This window comes from Burkholderia cepacia ATCC 25416, assembly GCF_001411495.1.
GTDB classification, from domain to species: Bacteria; Pseudomonadota; Gammaproteobacteria; order Burkholderiales; family Burkholderiaceae; genus Burkholderia; species Burkholderia cepacia.
On record NZ_CP012982.1, the window covers coordinates 3,307,903 to 3,324,899 of the forward strand.

At 68.6% G+C, this 16,997-nt stretch carries 16 protein-coding genes; 6 read left to right on the top strand and 10 right to left on the bottom strand.

Features of this window, described 5'->3' with window-relative positions:
• The first annotated feature begins 255 nt into the window (after positions 1-255).
• Positions 256-402: a hypothetical protein gene (locus tag APZ15_RS41390; protein ID WP_155253148.1), complete on the top strand. Its 147-nt coding sequence runs from the start codon at positions 256-258 to the stop codon at positions 400-402.
• Positions 403-552: 150 nt separating this feature from the next.
• On the opposite strand, the gene APZ15_RS31945 is transcribed toward APZ15_RS41390, so the two are convergent.
• The 3 genes from APZ15_RS31945 to APZ15_RS31955 all read right to left on the bottom strand — a co-directional run bounded on the left by APZ15_RS31945 (position 553) and on the right by APZ15_RS31955 (position 3,118).
• Positions 553-1,578 carry a DedA family protein/thiosulfate sulfurtransferase GlpE gene (locus APZ15_RS31945; protein WP_021159151.1) on the bottom strand — a complete coding sequence of 342 codons (1,026 nt, stop codon included), beginning with the start codon at positions 1,576-1,578 and terminating at the stop codon, positions 553-555.
• Positions 1,579-1,763: 185 nt separating this feature from the next.
• On the bottom strand, positions 1,764-2,270 hold the full coding sequence (locus APZ15_RS31950; protein WP_027791561.1) for a cupin domain-containing protein: 507 nt from the start codon (positions 2,268-2,270) through the stop codon (positions 1,764-1,766).
• 377 nt (positions 2,271-2,647) lie between these two features.
• The gene (locus APZ15_RS31955; protein WP_021159153.1) at positions 2,648-3,118 is read right to left on the bottom strand and encodes a universal stress protein; all 471 of its coding nucleotides are present in this window, start codon (positions 3,116-3,118) and stop codon (positions 2,648-2,650) included.
• A 322-nt stretch (positions 3,119-3,440) separates the two neighbouring features.
• Here APZ15_RS31955 and APZ15_RS31960 point away from each other — a divergent pair, with 322 nt between their 5' ends.
• Both APZ15_RS31960 and APZ15_RS31965 read left to right on the top strand, forming a co-directional pair.
• Complete coding sequence (locus tag APZ15_RS31960) at positions 3,441-5,549, top strand: PAS domain-containing sensor histidine kinase (protein WP_027791560.1); 2,109 nt, start codon at positions 3,441-3,443, stop codon at positions 5,547-5,549.
• Positions 5,546-6,193: a response regulator gene (locus APZ15_RS31965; protein ID WP_006483707.1), complete on the top strand. Its 648-nt coding sequence runs from the start codon at positions 5,546-5,548 to the stop codon at positions 6,191-6,193. The genes APZ15_RS31960 and APZ15_RS31965 overlap by 4 nt, the downstream gene beginning before the upstream one ends.
• Before the next feature lie 54 nt (positions 6,194-6,247).
• Here the strand turns inward: APZ15_RS31965 and APZ15_RS31970 are convergent, their stop codons facing one another.
• Positions 6,248-6,652 (bottom strand): lysozyme inhibitor LprI family protein, encoded by a 405-nt coding sequence (locus APZ15_RS31970; RefSeq protein WP_021159155.1) that lies wholly within the window; start codon positions 6,650-6,652, stop codon positions 6,248-6,250.
• A gap of 348 nt (positions 6,653-7,000) precedes the next feature.
• Here APZ15_RS31970 and APZ15_RS31975 point away from each other — a divergent pair, with 348 nt between their 5' ends.
• Genes APZ15_RS31975 through APZ15_RS31985 form a run of 3 tightly spaced genes read left to right on the top strand, consistent with a single transcriptional unit; the run spans position 7,001 to position 9,317 of the window.
• A complete protein-coding gene (locus APZ15_RS31975) occupies positions 7,001-7,603 on the top strand; it encodes a DUF1326 domain-containing protein (RefSeq protein WP_027791559.1) in 603 nt (200 codons plus the stop codon).
• Positions 7,604-7,626: 23 nt separating this feature from the next.
• Positions 7,627-8,415, top strand: coding sequence for a DUF2182 domain-containing protein (locus APZ15_RS31980; RefSeq protein ID WP_027791558.1), 789 nt, complete (start codon positions 7,627-7,629; stop codon positions 8,413-8,415).
• A gap of 8 nt (positions 8,416-8,423) precedes the next feature.
• Positions 8,424-9,317, top strand: coding sequence for a DMT family transporter (locus APZ15_RS31985; protein ID WP_049096640.1), 894 nt, complete (start codon positions 8,424-8,426; stop codon positions 9,315-9,317).
• A gap of 135 nt (positions 9,318-9,452) precedes the next feature.
• On the opposite strand, the gene APZ15_RS31990 is transcribed toward APZ15_RS31985, so the two are convergent.
• From APZ15_RS31990 to APZ15_RS32015, 6 genes are all read right to left on the bottom strand, one after another.
• Positions 9,453-9,779, bottom strand: a complete 327-nt coding sequence (locus APZ15_RS31990; protein WP_027791556.1) for a DUF4148 domain-containing protein — start codon at positions 9,777-9,779, stop codon at positions 9,453-9,455.
• A gap of 223 nt (positions 9,780-10,002) precedes the next feature.
• Positions 10,003-10,884 carry a PilZ domain-containing protein gene (locus tag APZ15_RS31995; protein ID WP_027791555.1) on the bottom strand — a complete coding sequence of 294 codons (882 nt, stop codon included), beginning with the start codon at positions 10,882-10,884 and terminating at the stop codon, positions 10,003-10,005.
• Between the two features lie 79 nt (positions 10,885-10,963).
• Positions 10,964-13,552 carry a penicillin-binding protein 1A gene (locus APZ15_RS32000; RefSeq protein ID WP_027791554.1) on the bottom strand — a complete coding sequence of 863 codons (2,589 nt, stop codon included), beginning with the start codon at positions 13,550-13,552 and terminating at the stop codon, positions 10,964-10,966.
• A 173-nt stretch (positions 13,553-13,725) separates the two neighbouring features.
• The gene (gene lhpH / locus APZ15_RS32005; protein ID WP_027791553.1) at positions 13,726-14,733 is read right to left on the bottom strand and encodes a trans-3-hydroxy-L-proline dehydratase; all 1,008 of its coding nucleotides are present in this window, start codon (positions 14,731-14,733) and stop codon (positions 13,726-13,728) included.
• A gap of 70 nt (positions 14,734-14,803) precedes the next feature.
• Positions 14,804-15,925, bottom strand: coding sequence for a branched-chain amino acid ABC transporter substrate-binding protein (locus APZ15_RS32010; protein WP_027791552.1), 1,122 nt, complete (start codon positions 15,923-15,925; stop codon positions 14,804-14,806).
• 121 nt (positions 15,926-16,046) lie between these two features.
• A complete protein-coding gene (locus tag APZ15_RS32015; protein ID WP_027791551.1) occupies positions 16,047-16,784 on the bottom strand; it encodes a FadR/GntR family transcriptional regulator in 738 nt (245 codons plus the stop codon).
• Positions 16,785-16,997 lie beyond the last annotated feature (213 nt).

Here is a 16,997-nt window from a genome sequence, read left to right on the forward strand (position 1 = left end):
TCGTCCTTCTCTCAGGTTCGAGCTACCGTCAGAGAAGCAACACACAGACGGTCAGCCGGCGGCGACGAAAGGTCGCTCTCGCGCGATTGTAGCTAAAGTCTGAGGAATATTTACCGACTCGACAAACGTTTCCGCAGAGCCGCCGAAAGCGGCGCGCGCACCGCATGCGTCGCGCGACCGGCCGGGGTCATCGCCGATTGTTACCAAGTGTGCCGAAGAAGGTGGGGACTCCCCCGCTCAGGGGCGCGAACACTATTGAGCCGGATCGATATCCAGCGCTACCGCGATTCGTTCGACATTGTCGCCCGATACGTTTCCGCGCCCGCCAATCTGACGGATAAAATTCCGATCCAGACCGGCGGCGAAACCAAGATCTTCTTGAAATGGCGCCCATGCAACTGACTGAACGCGAATGTTATACGCCGACAAATCCCGTAACGAGATGAGTTTGGTTTTCGGATTGAGGCCTCTGAGCGCCCCGGGGCAGACGACTACCTACCCGAAATTGGGTGTGCTATTGGGAGTTTTCGTCACGCACTGCCTCTCCGGGCGTTACTTCGACAGCGTCGCGCGCACCGTATATTCGCCTTCGAGCGCCCCGTGTTCCGGCCGCACGAAATAACGCGACGCGTCGAGATCGGCCGGCATCGGCTCGACCGGGTAGCCGTGCTTTTCCCACGCATCGAGGCCGCCCTTCAGCGCGCGGATGTTGTGGATCATCTTCTTGCGCTGCATCTTCGCGATCAGGCGCTTGGCCGTGGCCTCGTTCGGGCACACGCAATAGACGACGATCGGCCGTTTCAGCAATTCGGGGTCGAGCAGGTCCGGCGAATCGAGATCGACCGGCACCGCGCCGGCGATCCGGTACGGTTCGCGCTCGCGAATCGCCTTCGGCCGCGCGTCGAAAATCAGCGGCGGTTCGTCCGACGTCATCATCTCGACGAGCTGCGGTGGCGAAATGCGCACCTGCGCGAGATAACGGCGGAACTGCACGCGACGCACCCAGCGGTACAGCAGGAACGTGATGAAGATCGCGAGGAACGCGTCGAGGATCGTGCCGCCGCTCGCGCGCACCCACAGCACGAACTGGACGATCTGGTCGTGAATGGCCGCACCGCCGACCAGCCAGAACGCGGCCCACAGCGACGCGCCGGCCAGATCCCAGAACAGGAACACGCCGACACCGATCGCGGTCGTGCCGAGCAGCGGCGCCGACACGAGGCCGAGGCCCGGCAGGAACTTGGACAGCACGAGCAGCGGCGCGCCGTACCTTTCGAATACGTTACGCGCGAAACGCAGCGTGGTGTCGAGCGACAGCGAGAAGCGCACGAGGCCGTTCAACAGGCGCCGGCCGCGCGTGCGGCCCATGAAGAACCACAGCGAATCGGCCAGCATCGTCGCGCCGATCGCCGCCGCGAACATGCTGACCCAGGATGCCTGCCCCATTGCCGCCATCGTGCCGCCGAGAATCAGCATCGGCACGGCCGGCACCGGCACGCCGAGCTGCGTGATCAACACGCTCGCGAACACGGCCCACGGGCCGAGCGACGATGGAATAGCGATGGGAAAGTGCCACACGGCGGCGCTCCTGGAAGACATGCGGCCGCGCGACGAGGGCCGTCGGACCGGCTGGGCAGCGGCCGCCGCGGCACGTCCGCAGCCAACCAGTGCATGACGGGCATTCTAAACGGGTTTGGCCGCGATCGCGCGGAACCCGCGCCTTCGGCGCGGGCTTCAGGAGGCTGCCGGCACCGCCGTCGCGCTCATGCGTCCGGGCGCTGCGCGAGCCGCGCGACGTGTTCCGCGTAGTCGGGAAACGCGGCGGCCAGCGCGGCTGCGTCGGCCAGTTCGAATTCCGCGAACTCGAAACCCGGCGCCACCGTGCAGCCGACGAGCGCGACGTGCTCCGGCGCCGCGCAGCGCGCGCCGAACCAGCTCCCGGCCCGCACGACCGCCTGGAACACGGTGCCCGGATGCGTGAGCGGGTTGCCCAGCCGGTGGATCGTCAACCCGTCGCGCTCGTCGAGCACCCATACCTCGATCGGATCGCCCGCATAGAAATGCCAGACTTCGTCGGAACGGATTCGATGCCACGACGAGTAAGCGCCGTCGCACAACAGGTAGTAGATCGCCGTCGACGCGGCGCGCGGCGCGCCGTCGGCGGGACGCACGACCGAATCGGTCGCACGGTAGGTTTCGCGGAAATAGCCGCCCTCGGGGTGCGGCTGCAGGTCGAACTGGCGAATCAGGTCGGTAGCGGAAATCGGCATGGCGGATGACGTCGGTAAGGTAAGGAACCGGACACCCGGCGCACCGGATCGCTTCGCCCGTCGCGAACGCGACCGCATGCCGCCGGATGCCGCTGGGTCGAACGCCGCGGCCATGCGCGCGGCGAACAAGCGGACACCGGCCGATGCTGCCAGAACTGCGCATCGGGATGCAACCATGGGCACGCGATTGCGCCCATGGGGCGCATCGGGTGTACCGCCCTCGCCCGGCCGGTGCGACGGAAACGGCCGTCGCGTTCACACGCCGAGCGTCGGCCGGCGCGTCGCGCGTTTCCGATTCGTCAGGCCGTCATCCGGCGGATCCGCGCGACAGCCGCCGCCCGCGGCCGCCCATGCGTCGGCACCGCGCCCCGCGTACGTCACGCTGCCGACGGCGCGCCCGGCTCGCTGTGCCGCACCAGCAGCACGGGCCGGTCGGCCGCGCGCAGCAGCGATTCGGCGACGCTGCCGAGCAGCAGCCTGCGCAGGCCGTGCCGCCCGCTCGTGCCCATCACGATCAGGTCGGCATCAGTTTCGGCCGCCGTGCGCATCAGCACGGTGGCGACATCCTCGCCGTAGGCGTCGAGCGCGCGCACGGTGCCCGGCACGTGCTCCTGGGCGAGCACCGCTTTCGCAGCGTCGAGCACCGGTGTCGCGGCATCGGTCGCGGCCGCATCGCCATCGCGCTCGGCCGCGAAACCCGCATCGACGTCGACGAGCTGCGGCCGGTGCTCGACGACATACGCGCAGGTGACTTCACCGCCTGACGCCGCCGCGATCCGGATCGCCTCGTTCAGCGCGAGACGCGCGCTCGGGCTGCCGTCGAGCCCGACGAAAATCCGCTTGTACATGGTCCGTCCCTCCGACCGGGCACGCCTCGCGCGTCGCGCGACGGCGGCCCGTTATCGCCACCCGGCCCGGTGCCGGCTGGCCTGCCGAACAGTCTGCCCCACGTGCCGACGCGCCCGTTGATGCGCGTCAAGTGCGGCCGGCGCACCCGCTGCTTCACGCCGTTTGCCGCAATTTCTAGTGACCCCATTACAAAAAACGTGTAAATCGCGCACAATTTCATCTTGAAATTAGACGTTGCGTGCAGCCGGTGCGAGTTTTGCCCGGTTTTGCTGCGCTGCCCCCGTGCCACGGGGCGGCCCCCGACAACAGAATGGCCATCGAATGACCGCCAGTGGAACCCCGACGCGTGACGCCCGAGGGCCCACGCGCCTCCAGATCATGTTACGCCAGCCGCTCGCGGCCGGCGTCGTTGCGCTGTGCGCCGGCGCGGCGCTGTCGCTCGGCGTCGCGCTGCTCGTGCGCGAGCAGTGGCAAGGCGCCGTCCATACGCGTTTCGAACGCCGCACGTCGCACGTGACGGCCATGCTCCGCCACGAGCTGCAGTCCGGCGTTGCCGTGCTCGCAGGCGCGCGCGGCGCGTTCAGCCTCGTCCCGGACATGACGCCCGAGCAGTGGCGCCGGTACGTGGACACGCTCGACCTCGACAGCGGCCGCTCGCCGGTTCGCCAGATCGGCTATGCGCCGCTGCCGCCCGCGACCCGCACCGCACTCGCCGGCACGAACCCGATGCCGGCCGGCACGCTCGCGACCGCGGTGCTCAGCGCGCCGGCGTCGAATTCGCCCGTCGTGCGCTTCGGCGCCTCCGACGCGGCGCCGCTCGCGCGCGCGCTGCAGACCGGCGACATCGCGCTCGGCGTCCACCCGGCCGACGACGACACATCCCGCGACGCCCGCACCTTCACGCTGTTCGTGCCGGTCGCCGCGTCGCCGCATGCGGCCGCCCCGCCGTCCGGCACGCGCGAAGCCTCCGCCGACGGGGTGCTGTTCGCGGCGTTGAGCCCGCGTCGCCTGATCGAGCGCGCGCTCGACGCGGAACGCGGAATCGACGTGTCGATGACCGCCGGCGGCGACCGGCGTGCGATCGTCAGCGTCGAAACGACGACCGACGAGGCGTCGGCATCGCCCGACCTGATGCGGCGCACCGACGAGCTGAACTTCGGCGGCACCGTGCTGGCGCTCGCCTATTCCGCGGACGGCCGCCCGAGCGCAACCGGCGCGCAACGCGCGGCCGGCACCGTGCTCGCCGCCGGGCTGATCGCGTCGATCGCGTTCGCGATGCTCGTCCACGCACTGCTGCGCCGCACCGGTGCCGCCGATTCCGGTGCGAGCAGCCGCGGCATCCTCAACGAGGCGCGGATGATGGGCATCATCCGTTCGTCGATGGAAGCGATCATCACGATCGACGAGAAGCAGACGGTCGTGATCTTCAATCCGATGGCCGAGCAGGTGTTCGGTGTGTCCGCGATGGAAGCGATCGGCGCGCCGCTGTCGCGCTTCATCCCCGAACGGTTCCGCGCCGCGCACGCGAAGCACGTCGACCAGTTCGGCGTGACGGGCGTGTCCGAACGTCAGATGGGCCGCCAGCGGGTGCTGTTCGGGCTGCGCGCCAACGGCGAGGAGTTCCCGATCGAGGCATCGATCTCGCAGATCCGCGACGCGTCGGGCAAGCTCTACACGGTCATGCTGCGCGACATCACCGAGCGGCTGCGCGCGGAGAATGCGCTGAAGCTGTCGCGCGAGGAGTTGCGCGAACTGTCGGCGAACCTGCAGAACGTGCGCGAAGAGGAAAAGACCCGCATCGCGCGCGAACTGCATGACGACCTCGGCCAGCAGCTCACCGCGCTGAAGATGGATCTGTCGGTGGTCGAGCAGCAACTGCGCATGCCCGGCCGCGCGCTGCCCGACGCGGGCGTGCTGTCGCACCTGCAGGGCATGCGGCGGCTGATCGATGCGACGGTCGCATCGGTGCGGCGCATCGCGGCCGACCTGCGGCCCGTGATGCTCGACGATCTCGGCCTCGTGCCGGCGATCGAATGGCTCGCGAACGATTTCACGAACCGCTACGGGATCGACGTCGAGCGGCACATCGAAACGGGCGGCCTCACGTTCACCAGCGCGGGCGCGACCACGTTGTTCCGGATCGTCCAGGAAGCGCTGACGAACGTCGCGCGCCATGCGGATGCGACGCGCGTCGCGCTGCGGCTCGACGTGGAGGAAGGCTTCTGCGTGTTGCGCGTCGCGGACAACGGCCGCGGCTCGGCACCCGGCGGCCCGGCCCACGAAGACAAATCGTTCGGCCTGATCGGCATTCGCGAACGCGCCCACATGCTGGGCGGCACCGTGACGATCGACACCGCGCTCGCGCGCGGTTTCTCGATCACCGTCGCACTCCCGCTCAGCACCGTACAACAGGAAACGCTCATCACATGATCAAGGTGCTCATCGCCGACGACCATACGCTCGTACGCGACGGTCTGCGGCATATCCTCCAGAACGCCACCGGGTTCGAAGTGGCGGGCGAAGCCTGCGACGGCCCGTCGACGATCGCGCTCGTGCGCGCCACGCCCGCCCAGGTGCTCGTGCTCGACCTGTCGATGCCGGGCCGCAACGGCGTCGAACTGATCAAGCAGATCAAGGACGAGAAGCCTGCGCTGCGCGTGCTCGTGCTGACCATGCACGCGGAGCAGCAGTACGCGGTGCGCGCGTTCCGTGCCGGCGCGTCGGGGTATCTGACGAAGGAAAGCGCGAGCGCCGAGCTGGTCGGCGCGGTCACGAAGGTGGCGTCGGGCGGCGTCTACGTGAGCCTCGCGATGGCCGAGCAGTTCGCGCAGAGCCTGAACGAGCCGGCCGAGACGTTGCCGCACCAGCGGCTGTCCGATCGCGAATTCGACGTGTTCCGGCGGATCGCGGCGGGCCAGACGCTGACCGAGATCGCCAACGCGCTGTGCGTGAGCGCGAAGACGGTCAGCACGTACAAGACGCGGATCCTGGAAAAGATGCAGATGCCGCACGAAGCGGCGCTGGTGCGCTACGCGATGCGGCACAAGCTGCTCGACGAAACGGACGACGTCTAGCGACGTCTGGCAGCGGATGGCGTGCGCCGCCCGGCCGCGGGCGGCTCACCACGCCTACTTCGCAGGCACCGGGCACGCGAGATCGCCTTCCTCGCACGACAGATAGCCCTTCAGCGTTTCGGTGCGCGCTTTCGTCAGATCGTCGAGGCAGGTCGACACGACCATCGGATACGCGCTGCCGCCCTCGGCGTTCGCGCTGGAGAAGCTGCATTCGGCATCGCGATACGCGATCCACGCACGCTGCGCGTTCACGAGCTTGTCGGCGAGCGGCCGCGCATCGCGCAGGCGCGCGGTGACGGCCTGGTAGATCCGGTTCAGTTCCCCGTCGGATTTCCTGTACGCGCGATCGGCGCACGCCGTCATCGCCGCCTGGTCCGTCGCGTCGGCACAATTCGCCTGCGCATGGGCGACGTTCGCCGCCAGCGCCAGTGCGCACAGCAAACCGGTCAAGACACGCATGGATGCTCCTTGTTGTTCGTTGAAGTCGTGGAACCCGGTGCCGGGCCTGTCGTGCTGTCGCGCATCGGCCGCCGTGCGGCGGCGATACCGATCGCGATGCTAGCGCACGCGCGCCGGCTTGTCAGCCGGCATCGCAGCGCCCGCGACGGCTTGCATATCGGCCCCGCGCACCTACACTGGAAAATCGATACGCCGCTTCAGGCCCGCGCTATCGCATCCATCCCGTCTCCGCTTCCGCGCATTCCTCAGCGCATTTCGCGTTCGCATCGCCGAGCGGGGTGACGACTCGTCAGTCAGGTTCCTCCACCCGGCCCAACGTGCTATCGCCGTCGCTCCCTGGAGGGAATCATGAGCTATCACCTGGAAGGCCGTCTGCTCGAGGTCTGCAACTGTCGCGTACTCTGCCCGTGCTGGATCGGCGAGGACCCGGATTTCGGCGTCTGCGACACGATCGTCGCATGGCATGTCGACAAGGGCACCGTCGACGGCGTCGACGTGAGCGGCAACACGATCGCCGCCGTGTGCCGCGTGCCGGGCAACATCCTGCAAGGCAACTGGACGGCCGCGATCTACGTCAGCGACACGGCATCCGACGTGCAGGAGCAGGCGCTGCTGAAGGTCTACACCGGCCAGGCCGGCGGCCCGATCGCCGAACTCGCGAAACTGATCGGCACGGTCGTGTCGATCGAACGCGCCCCCATCGCCTTCAACGTCGAAGGGGCGCGCGGCACACTGTCGATCGGCACCGACTATCACGCGGAACTCGAGCCGTATCTCGGCCCGAGCGGCGCGCAGACGACGCTGACCGACACCGTGTTCTCGACGGTACCCGGCGCACCGGTGTTCGTCGGCAAGGCGCCGGTCTACCGGTCGAAGAACGCGGCGATCGGCATCGACGTCGATCTGAAGAATCACAACGCGCTGCAGAGCACGTTCCTGTTCGACGCGTGAAGCGCGATCGCACGCCCACGGCCATGGCTGCTTCGCTGCATCGGCGCCTGTTTCCGCTCGTGCTCGCGAGTCTCGTCGCGTTCGCGTGGCTCACGCTGTGGGCATGGACGCGCAGCCCGTACGGGCGCTACCTCGACCACGGCGACAGCGCATTGTCCGCACCGTTCAGCGCGCTGTGCCGCGCGCTGCCGGGCGGCACGCTGTGGTTGCCGGCCGCGTTCGACGCGGCCGGCTGGACGCTGATGATCCTCGCGATGATGCTGCCGACGACGTTGTCGCTGTTCGATGCGTTCGCCCGCGTCGTCGCGAGCCGCCCCGACCAGACGCGCCTGCTCGCGCTCGTCGGCATCGGCTACGTCGCCACGTGGAGCGGTTTCGGCCTCGTCGCGCACGGCCTGCACGGGCTGGTGCTGGCAGGTGTCGCGCGCGTGCCGGCGCTCGCGTGGCGCGGCTGGCTGATCGGCGCGGCCGTCTTCGCGCTCGCGGGCGCGTTCCAGTTCAGCGGACTGAAGACGCACTGTCTCGATCGTTGCCGCACGCCATTCAGTTTCGTGATCAGCCGCTGGCGTGGCCGCACGCCGATGCGTCACGCGTTTGCGCTCGGCGTCAGCCACGGGCTCTTTTGCGTCGGCTGCTGCTGGGCGCTGATGCTGCTGATGTTCGTCGTCGGCGCCGGCAGTCTCGGCTGGATGCTGGCGCTCGCCGCGTTGATGGCACTCGAGAAGAATGCGGCCTGGGGCCAGGCACTCACCGCGCCGCTTGGCGCCGCGTTGTTCGGTGCGGCCGTGCTGATCGTTGCCAGCCACGCGTGAGGCCCGCGATGCGACCGCTTGCCTCCACGTTCGCGCTGCATGTCCGACCGGGCATGCGCGTCGCCGTGCTGACGTCGATCGCGATGCTCGCGTTCGCGTCGAATTCGCTGCTGTGCCGGCTCGCGCTGCAGGCCGGACGAATCGACGCGGCCAGCTTCGGCAGCCTGCGTCTCGTATCCGGCGCGCTGATGCTCGCGATCGTCGCGCGCGCGGGGGCGCGGCGGCCCGCCCCGCCTGCGGACTGGCCCGCCGCGGCGATGCTGTTCGTGTACGTTGCGTGCTTCTCGTTTGCGTATCTGACCGTCAGCGCGGCCACCGGCGCGCTGATCCTGTTCGGCGCGGTGCAACTGACGATGTTTGCGGCGGGATGGCACGCCGGCGAACGGTTTGCCGCGACCGGCTGGGCCGGGTTCGGCGCGGCGCTCGGCGGACTGGTGTATCTCGTGTCGCCCGGGCTCGCCGCGCCGACGCCGCGCGGCGCCGCGCTGATGACGGCCGCGGGCATCGCATGGGGAATCTATTCGATACGCGGCCGTCGGCCCGTCGATCCGGTCGCGGCGACCGCAGGCAATTTCCTGCGCGCCGCGCCGCTGGCGCTCGCGCTGAGCGTCGCACTCGCCGCCCGCTTTCACGTCACGCCGGCCGGCGCCGTACTCGCCGTGCTTTCCGGCGCGCTGACCTCGGGCCTCGGCTACGTGCTCTGGTACGCCGCGCTGCGGCACCTCACGGCGATGCGCGCCGCGGCGGTCCAGCTCTCCGTTCCCCCCATCGCTGCATGCGGCGCCGTGCTGTTCCTGTCGGAACAGCCGACCTGGCGGCTCGCGCTCGCATCGGCCGCGATCCTCGGCGGTGTCGCGGCCGTGCTCGCGACCCGGGCGCGCCAGGCGGGCAGCCGCCGCTGATGCGCATCGGGCGCAACGCGCTCGCGCCCGCCCCGACGAATCAGGCAGCCAAAATGCAAAACCCGCACACGGACACCGTGCGCGGGTTTCGGAAGAGACGGCAAGCGCCGGGCGCCCTTGCGGGCGCTGCCAGGCTTAGTGGCCGAAGTACACCGACGAACGGTCGGCGGCGGTCGGCACGAGCACGCGCTGACCCGACTGCGACGTCCCGACAGGGTTCGAGCCGTAGCCCGTTGCATCGGCTTGCGCGCCGGTGTTCTGTGCGGCGGCGATCTTTGCCTGCGCGGCCTGGATGTTTTCCGGGTAATTGATCCAGTCGTTCGGGTTGTAACCGGCCTTTTCGAGCTGGACCAGCTCGGCGCGCACTTGCGCGCGCGTCAGCGGCTGCTGGCTCTGGGCGAACGAAACGACCGGTGCGGCCACCAGGGCGGCCAGTGCAACTGCCTTGATCAGCGATTTCATGATGCGTTACCTCCAGGATTGTTTTGTCAGGCGCTTCGGACTCGGGGTCGTTGCGCATGAGTAGAAGTCTAGGAGGCGGCCCTATCAGGGTAAATACTTAAATCACGAATTCACTGTTGACGGAAAACATACAATCGTCGCGGAATTCACTGAATCGTCAGACGATTATCGGCGTTCGCGCACCGAATGCCGCGATACGGTACCCGGCGTGCCCCGCCGGGCATCAGCGCCCCGACGACGCCATCAGCCGGTCGAACAGCAGCGCCTTGAGGCGAATCAGGTCGTCGGCGCCGGTCTCGCCGAACGCCGCGTGATGCAGCGTCAGCGCGGGCGCCGCCGGGTCGGCATGGACGGCCCGCACCGTGCCGTCGAGCGCCAGCAGTTCGACCCGGCCGCCCGTTGCGTACGGCAGCAGCACGCGCAAGGGCTCGCCGATGGCGGCAATCGGCCGGTCGACGGCAATCGATAGCCCGCTCACGCTGATGTCGTGCACCATCCCGATGCCTTCCGCGCCCTCCGCTCCGCCTGCGCAGCAGGCGGCGATCCGCACCGGCACGCGCGGCTCCGCGCGTGTGCGCAGGCGGTCGACGAAACCCGGCGGCGACAGGACCAGAAACCGCGCGCCGCCGGCCTCGTGCACCGATTCCACCGTCGCACCGAAACGCGACACCGCGGCGCGGCCGATGGCCACCGCCTCGATGTCGTCGCCACTCGCGAAGTCGAACGCGGCCGCCGGCTGCGGCTCGACGAACAGCGCACCCGAGGCGGCAATGCCGATCAGCCGGTAGCGCTGCAACCCGCGAGTCGTGCCGACCCGGCGGCGGATGCCGATCGCGGCGCCCGCCGACAACCCCATTCGCGTGGCATGCGGCACCGCGTCGGGCACGCGCGGCGCGGTTTCGGTTTCGGCTACGGCTTCGGTGTCGTCGCGCCGGCGTACCGGCCGGAAATGGTCGAACAGGAATGCATGCTGCGCGGCATCGCGCAGCGTCGTGCCCGCCGGCAGCAGCGCGGCGCCGTCGGCATCGTAGAGATCGAAGGCGAGCGGAACACCGGCGGCGAGATCGTCGCGCGCGAGCGCGACGTAGTCGGAAGATAGCCTCATCGGAGAGGCGCGGAGCGACCGCGCGAGCTGTCGTGACACCATGATTACGGCAGCCGCGCGCGAAATCTGAACGGCTCCGTTACTGCGACGCGCCGCTCGCGTCGGGAGCGGCCGGCACGGGCGGCTGGGCCGGTGCAGCCGAAGGGGCGGCGGCCGGCGCAGCACCGAGGCCCGAACTGCCGCCGCCTGGCGTGCTCGTCCCCGCTGGCGGCTGAGCAGGCTGCGGTTGCGAAGCGCCGGCCGACAGCGCGGCAGCCGACGCGGCCACTTCGGACGCCGGTACCCATTCCTCGACGATGCCACCCGATGCCGCTTCCGGCGCGGAGGCGGCCGAGGCGGCCGATTCCGTGCCGGTGTCAGCCTCGGGCGCGCGCTCCACCCGCTGCGTCCTGACCGGCGCGGGAGCCTTCTCAGGCTTGGGCGGGAACCATGTGTCGAACAGGTCCGTCACGCGCTCGCGCAGCGACGCGAACCAGCCCGGCGACGGCTCGGTATCGAATTTCGCCTTCGTGTCGACGATCCGGGCGCGCTGCGCACGCTGGAAGAAATCGCCGACGATCGGCAGCGCGCTGTGCGCGCCCTGCCCCCAGTAATCGCTGCGCAACGTCACGCGGCCGTCGTCGAAACCGACCCACGCGCCGGCAACGAGGCCGGGCTGCATCAGGATGAACCAGCCGTCCGCGTTGTCCTGCGTCGTGCCCGTCTTGCCGGCCACGTCGCCGCGAATCCCGAAGCGCGTGCGGATGCTGCCGCCCGTGCCCCGCGTCACGACGTCGCGCATCACGCTGAGCAGCGTCTTGTCGGTTTCGGCGTCGAGCGCGCGCTCGGGCGGCGCAGGCGCGTACTCGGCGAGCACGTCGCCCTGGCGGTTCTCGATGCGCGTCACCATCTGCGGTTCGACATACAGCCCGCCGTTCGCGACCGTCGCGTACGACGCGACCATTTCCTTCAGCGTGACCGGGCTCGTGCCGAGCGCGAGCGACGGCACGCGTTCGAGCGGGCTTTCCCGCACGCCCATGTCGCGCGCGAGCCTGGCGACGGAGGCCGGCCCGACCTTCTCCATCACCTGCGCGGTGATCCGGTTGCGCGACAGCGCGACCGCGTCGCGCAGCGTCATCGGCTTGCCCGTCGGCGGCACGTCGTCGTTCGGCCGCCAGATCTCGCCGCCCTTCAACGGGATCTCGACCGGCTGGTCGATGAACGTGTCGTCCGGTTTCATCCCGTTCGCGAACGCGACGCCATAGACGAACGGCTTGAACGTCGAGCCCGGCTGGCGCCGCGCCTGCGCGACGTGGTCGAACGGCTCGCTGGTGAAGTCGCGGCTGCCGACCCACGCGCGGATCTGCCCGTTGCGCGGGTCGATCGCGAGGAAGCCGGCCTGCACGTCGGTCTTGGTCTTGCACAGCGCACGCATGAAGCCGCGGTCGGCCGCGAGCAGCTTCATCGCGGCCGCGTCGTCCTTGCCGGCGTCCTGCGCGGCCTTGTACTCGGGCGACTCGCGCATGAAGGTGCGGAATACCTCGTTGTCGGTGCCGCAGCCGTCGCGGCCGCTCCACGCGTTGTTCGCGATGCCCTGCAACTGGTTGCCCTGCAGCGTGAGCGCCTGCGTCGCCATCTGCTGCAGCCGCGAGTCGATCGTCGTGCGCACGATCAGCCCGTCCGCGTAGATGTTGTAGTCGTTGCGGTCGGCCCACGCGATCAGCCATTTGCGGAGTTGCTGCGCGAAATGCGGCGCCGGCCCGGGCGGCTCCTTCTGGCGCTCGAAATCGATCCGCAACGGCCGGCGCTGCAATTGCGCGAACTGCGCGGGCGACAGCTTGCCGTACTTCACCATCTGGCCGAGCACCGTATTGCGCCGCTGCAGCGCGCGCTCGGGGTTCAGCACCGGGTTGTAGTAGCTGTTGCCCTTCAGCATCCCGACGAGCGTCGCGCTGTCGAGCACGTCGAGCTCGTCGGCGGACTTGTCGAAATAGGTGCGCGCGGCCATCTCGACGCCGTACGCGTTGTACAGGAACGGCACCGTGTTCAGGTAGGTCTCGAGGATCTGGTCCTTGCTGTAGACGGCCTCGATCTTCAGCGCGGTGATCGCCTCCTTCACCTTGCGCGTGAGCGTCGGCGCGCGGCCGATTTCGTCCGGATACAGGTTGCGCGCGAGCTGCTGCGTGATCGTCGAGCCGCCCTGGCGGCTGCCCGAGAACGTATGGAGCGCGGCCGATGCCGTGCGCTTCCAGTCGAGGCCGTGATGCTCGTAGAAGCGGTGATCCTCGGTCGCGATCAGTGCGTCGACCATGTGCGGCGAGATCTGCTTGAGCGGCACCCATTCCCGGTTCGACGGCTTGAATTCGGCCAGCAGCTTGCCGTCGGCGGATAGCACCTGCGCGGGCTGGTCGACACGCGCCTTGCGGATGTCGCCGATGCCCGGCGTAAACGGGATGAGCACGACCACGTACACCACGAACAGCGCCGGCACGGCGGCGCCCGCGAGCAGCACGCCGCGGCGCGTCGGATGACGCAGGTGGTGCCACGCAACGGCGGCGAGAGGCTTGACCCGCGCGACGGCGGCAGCCGCGACGGGTTGGGCGCGCGCGACCCATCTGGCACAGAAGTCACGCACTGACGACACGTTTCGGCGATTCACGCGGGTGGAGCTCGGCTGAAAAGGGTGCATCGTACCAAACTCGCGCGGCCCGCCGAACCGCGACGGCGTCGCGCCCGCCTGCACGGGCGGCCGGGCGCCGGTTCACACGCAAAAAAGGCGCGCGCTCCCTCACGGGAACGACGCGCCAAGCCTGGTACGACAAACGGGAAGCCGCGCAACGCGCGGCCGATCGGCGCGGCGACTCAGCGCACGAGAAAACCGTAGGTCATCGGATCGCGCTCGTCGACGATCCAGTTCGCGAACCCGCAGATATGCGCGCTGCCTTCCACTTCCGGAATCACGGCGGGCATGCCGCCGACCGTCGTTTCGCGCAGCACGCGCCCCTTGAAGACCGTGCCGACGATCGATTCGTTGACGAGCGTGTCGCCGGCCGCGAGCAACCCGCGCTGGTAGAGCTGCGCGACCCGGCCGCCGGTGCCGGAGCCCGTCGGCGAGCGGTCGACCTCGCGATCCGCGAACACGCAGCAGTTCGCCTGCGTCGAGCCCGGATGGCGCGGCGCGTTCGCGATGATCGTGCCGTAGATGTGGTTGATTTCCGGAATCTCCGGATGCACGACCGGGTATTTCGCGTTCGCGGCGGCCTTCACTTCAGCGCCGAAGCGGATCAGCCTTTCCACCGCCGCTTCGCGCACCGGCAGGTCGAACGGCGCGCCGTCGACGTAGAAATAGAACGCGCCGCCGTACGCGATGTCGCCGGTCACGGTGCCGAACGACGGCGTCTCGACCGACACGTCGCGTTGCCAGATGAACGACGGCACGTTGACGAAGCGCACCGGCCCCGCATGCTCGCCGTCCCACTTCACGAAAGCCTCGATGAAGCCGCACGGCGCGTCGATGCCGACCCGCGTTTCCGGCACCGTGCGCTGCACCCAGCCGAGCTCGACGGCGGCGGTCGACAGCGCGATCACGCCGTGTCCGCAATGGTCGCTGTAGCCTTCGTTGTGCACGAAGATCACGCCGAAATCGGCAGTCGGCGACACCGGCTCGGTGAGGTAGCCGCCGTACATGTCGGCGTGGCCGCGCGGTTCGAACATCAGCGCGCGGCGGATCTCGTCGGCGTTCTCCTTGAGCCACGCGCGACGCTGGACGATCGTGTCGCCCGGCAGTCTCGGCAGCCCGCTCGTGACGATGCGGAACGCTTCGCCGCCCGTATGCACTTCGACGGTGGAAAGGGATCGGGAAATTTTCATGGTCGATCGGATGCGTGGAAACGAAGGACGGCGGTCGCGCCGCCGTCCGGTGACAGGCTTGGTGCGGCGCTTACTTCGCGTACGGTTCCGGCAGGCCGTTGCGGATCACGTAGACGGTCGTCGGCGCGCCCTTCAGGTCGCCGTTCGCGTCGAACGAATAGGTGCCCGCGACGCCCGCGTAGTTCGACTTCGCGAGCTGCGCGATCAGCTTCGCCTTGTCGGTGGTCGTACCGGCCTTGACCATCGCGTCGGCGAGCAGCTTCATCCCGTCGTAGTAGTTCACGCCGTAGACCTGCGTATCGGTGTGATACGTGTCGTGGTACTTCTTCAGGAATTCGCGGCCGGCCGCCGTCTTCTCGAGCGCGACGCCGCCCTGCGCGCAGTAGACGATCGATGCCGCGTCGCCCGCGACCTTGCCCATGTCGGCCGAGCAGATGCCGTCGCCGCCGAGCAGCTTCGCGCGCAGGCCGCGCTGCTTCATCTGCTTGGCCATCGGCGCGCCCTGCGCCGCATAGCCGCCGAGGAAGATCACGTCGGGGTTGCTGGCCTTGATCTTGGTGAGGATGCCGAGGAAATCGGTGGCCGACGAGTTCGTGAATTCCTGGTCGACGATCCTGATCCCGTTCGCCTTCGCGACGTTCATGAACTGCTCGGCGACGCCCTGCCCGTACGCGGTGCGATCGTCGATCACGGCGGCGGTTTTCGCGTTCAGCGTCTTCGCGGCGAACGTGGCCATCGTGCCGCCGAGCTGCTCGTCGCTCGCGCCGATCCGGAAGATGTTCTTGAAGCCCTGCTTGGTCAGCGCCGGGTTCGATGCGACCGGCAGCATCGGCACGCCGGCATTCGAGTACACGCGCGATGCGGGAATCGCGACGCCCGAGTTGTACGGGCCGAGCACCGCGACGACGCCCTTGTCGACGAGGTTCTGCGCCACCTGCACGCCCGCTTTCGGGTCGGCCTGGTCGTCGTCGGAAACCAGTTTGAACGTGACGGTCTTGCCGGCGACCTTGATGCCGGCCTTGTTGAGTTCGTCGACGGCCAGGCGCGCGCCGTTTTCATTGTCCTTGCCGTTCGCGGCCTGCGGGCCGGTCAGCGGCGCCGAATGGCCGATCATCACGACTTCCTGCGCGTGCGCGGAAGTCAGCGCGCCGGCGGCGATGGCCACCGAAAGCGCGGTAACGAGGTATCGCATGATGTCTCCTGATTGGTTTTGTGTGAAACCAATGTAGGACACGCGTGGTCACTGCGCAAGCAATTTCAAAATAAAGTGTTCGATTCTGGTCATTTTTCAGACCAGAACGATTTCGGCGCGGTCACTTCGGCGCGATGTCGCGCCGCACGCGGCGGATGTGCTGTTCGACATAGAACGCCGCCGCATCGGCGTCGCCCGACACGATCGCCTCGTAGATCAGCCGATGCTCGGACACGTAGAGCCGGATCCGGCCCGCGTCGTAGATGCCGTCGTCCTTCAGCCGCTTCCACAGCGGCTGATCCATCGTCTTCGCGACTTCGTCCGCGATCTTCACGATCAGCGCGTCGCCCGTCATCAACGCGAGTTGCCGGTGGAACAACCGGTCGCTCTCGTTCCACAGCGCCCGCTGATGCGGATCGTCGACGTCGGTAATGGTTTCCATCTGCGCCAGGTAGCGTTCGGCGCCGGGGTCGGCCCGGCCGTGCGCGGCCGCGAGGCGCGCGATCGCCGGCTCGAGGATCAACCGCACGTCGAGCGTCGACGTCGGGCTGAAATCGGCTTCGGACGCCTCGTGCGTGTCGCCGCGCTGCGCGAGCACGTCGAGCGGCGCCGCGACGACGTAGGTGCCCGAATTGCGCTTCGTGAACACGAGCCCTTCGTTCTGCAGCGCGCCGAGCGCTTCGCGCACGGCCGGCCGGCCGACCTGGAACAGCCCCGCGAGCTCGCGCTCGGACGGCAGCCGCGACTCGGCGGCGTAGCGCCCCGCGCGGATCTCGTCGCGGATCTTCTCGGCCACCTGCTCGTAGATCTGCATCGGCTTGAAACCGCCTTCGAGTGAGTCGGGACGCGCGGACATCATCGTGTAGCTCCTGCCCGGTCGCGGGCGTGAATCTGGAATGGGTTCGCACTATACCGGAGCGCGCCGGCATCGAGGCCATGGCGGCCCTTCTGGACAGATATTAGAACCAAAACCGGCAAGGCGCTTTATTTTCTGGGTTGCAGACGGGCCAGCAAGTGGTATAGATTCGATCCACACTGCCCTGTGTCATGGTATCCGGCAGATTTGTGGCGG

Excerpts from the sequence above, each read along its gene's own strand:
- APZ15_RS31950 (WP_027791561.1), bottom strand. The coding sequence starts at position 2,270 with ATGCCGATTTCCGCTACCGACCTGATTCGCCAGTTCGACCTGCAGCCG.
- APZ15_RS31955 (WP_021159153.1), bottom strand. The coding sequence starts at position 3,118 with ATGTACAAGCGGATTTTCGTCGGGCTCGACGGCAGCCCGAGCGCGCGT.
- APZ15_RS31960 (WP_027791560.1), top strand. The coding sequence starts at position 3,441 with ATGACCGCCAGTGGAACCCCGACGCGTGACGCCCGAGGGCCCACGCGC.
- APZ15_RS31965 (WP_006483707.1), top strand. The coding sequence starts at position 5,546 with ATGATCAAGGTGCTCATCGCCGACGACCATACGCTCGTACGCGACGGT.
- APZ15_RS31970 (WP_021159155.1), bottom strand. The coding sequence starts at position 6,652 with ATGCGTGTCTTGACCGGTTTGCTGTGCGCACTGGCGCTGGCGGCGAAC.
- APZ15_RS31975 (WP_027791559.1), top strand. The coding sequence starts at position 7,001 with ATGAGCTATCACCTGGAAGGCCGTCTGCTCGAGGTCTGCAACTGTCGC.
- APZ15_RS31980 (WP_027791558.1), top strand. The coding sequence starts at position 7,627 with ATGGCTGCTTCGCTGCATCGGCGCCTGTTTCCGCTCGTGCTCGCGAGT.
- APZ15_RS31985 (WP_049096640.1), top strand. The coding sequence starts at position 8,424 with ATGCGACCGCTTGCCTCCACGTTCGCGCTGCATGTCCGACCGGGCATG.
- APZ15_RS31990 (WP_027791556.1), bottom strand. The coding sequence starts at position 9,779 with ATGAAATCGCTGATCAAGGCAGTTGCACTGGCCGCCCTGGTGGCCGCA.
- APZ15_RS31995 (WP_027791555.1), bottom strand. The coding sequence starts at position 10,884 with ATGAGGCTATCTTCCGACTACGTCGCGCTCGCGCGCGACGATCTCGCC.
- APZ15_RS32000 (WP_027791554.1), bottom strand. The coding sequence starts at position 13,552 with ATGCACCCTTTTCAGCCGAGCTCCACCCGCGTGAATCGCCGAAACGTG.
- lhpH (WP_027791553.1), bottom strand. The coding sequence starts at position 14,733 with ATGAAAATTTCCCGATCCCTTTCCACCGTCGAAGTGCATACGGGCGGC.
- APZ15_RS32010 (WP_027791552.1), bottom strand. The coding sequence starts at position 15,925 with ATGCGATACCTCGTTACCGCGCTTTCGGTGGCCATCGCCGCCGGCGCG.
- APZ15_RS32015 (WP_027791551.1), bottom strand. The coding sequence starts at position 16,784 with ATGATGTCCGCGCGTCCCGACTCACTCGAAGGCGGTTTCAAGCCGATG.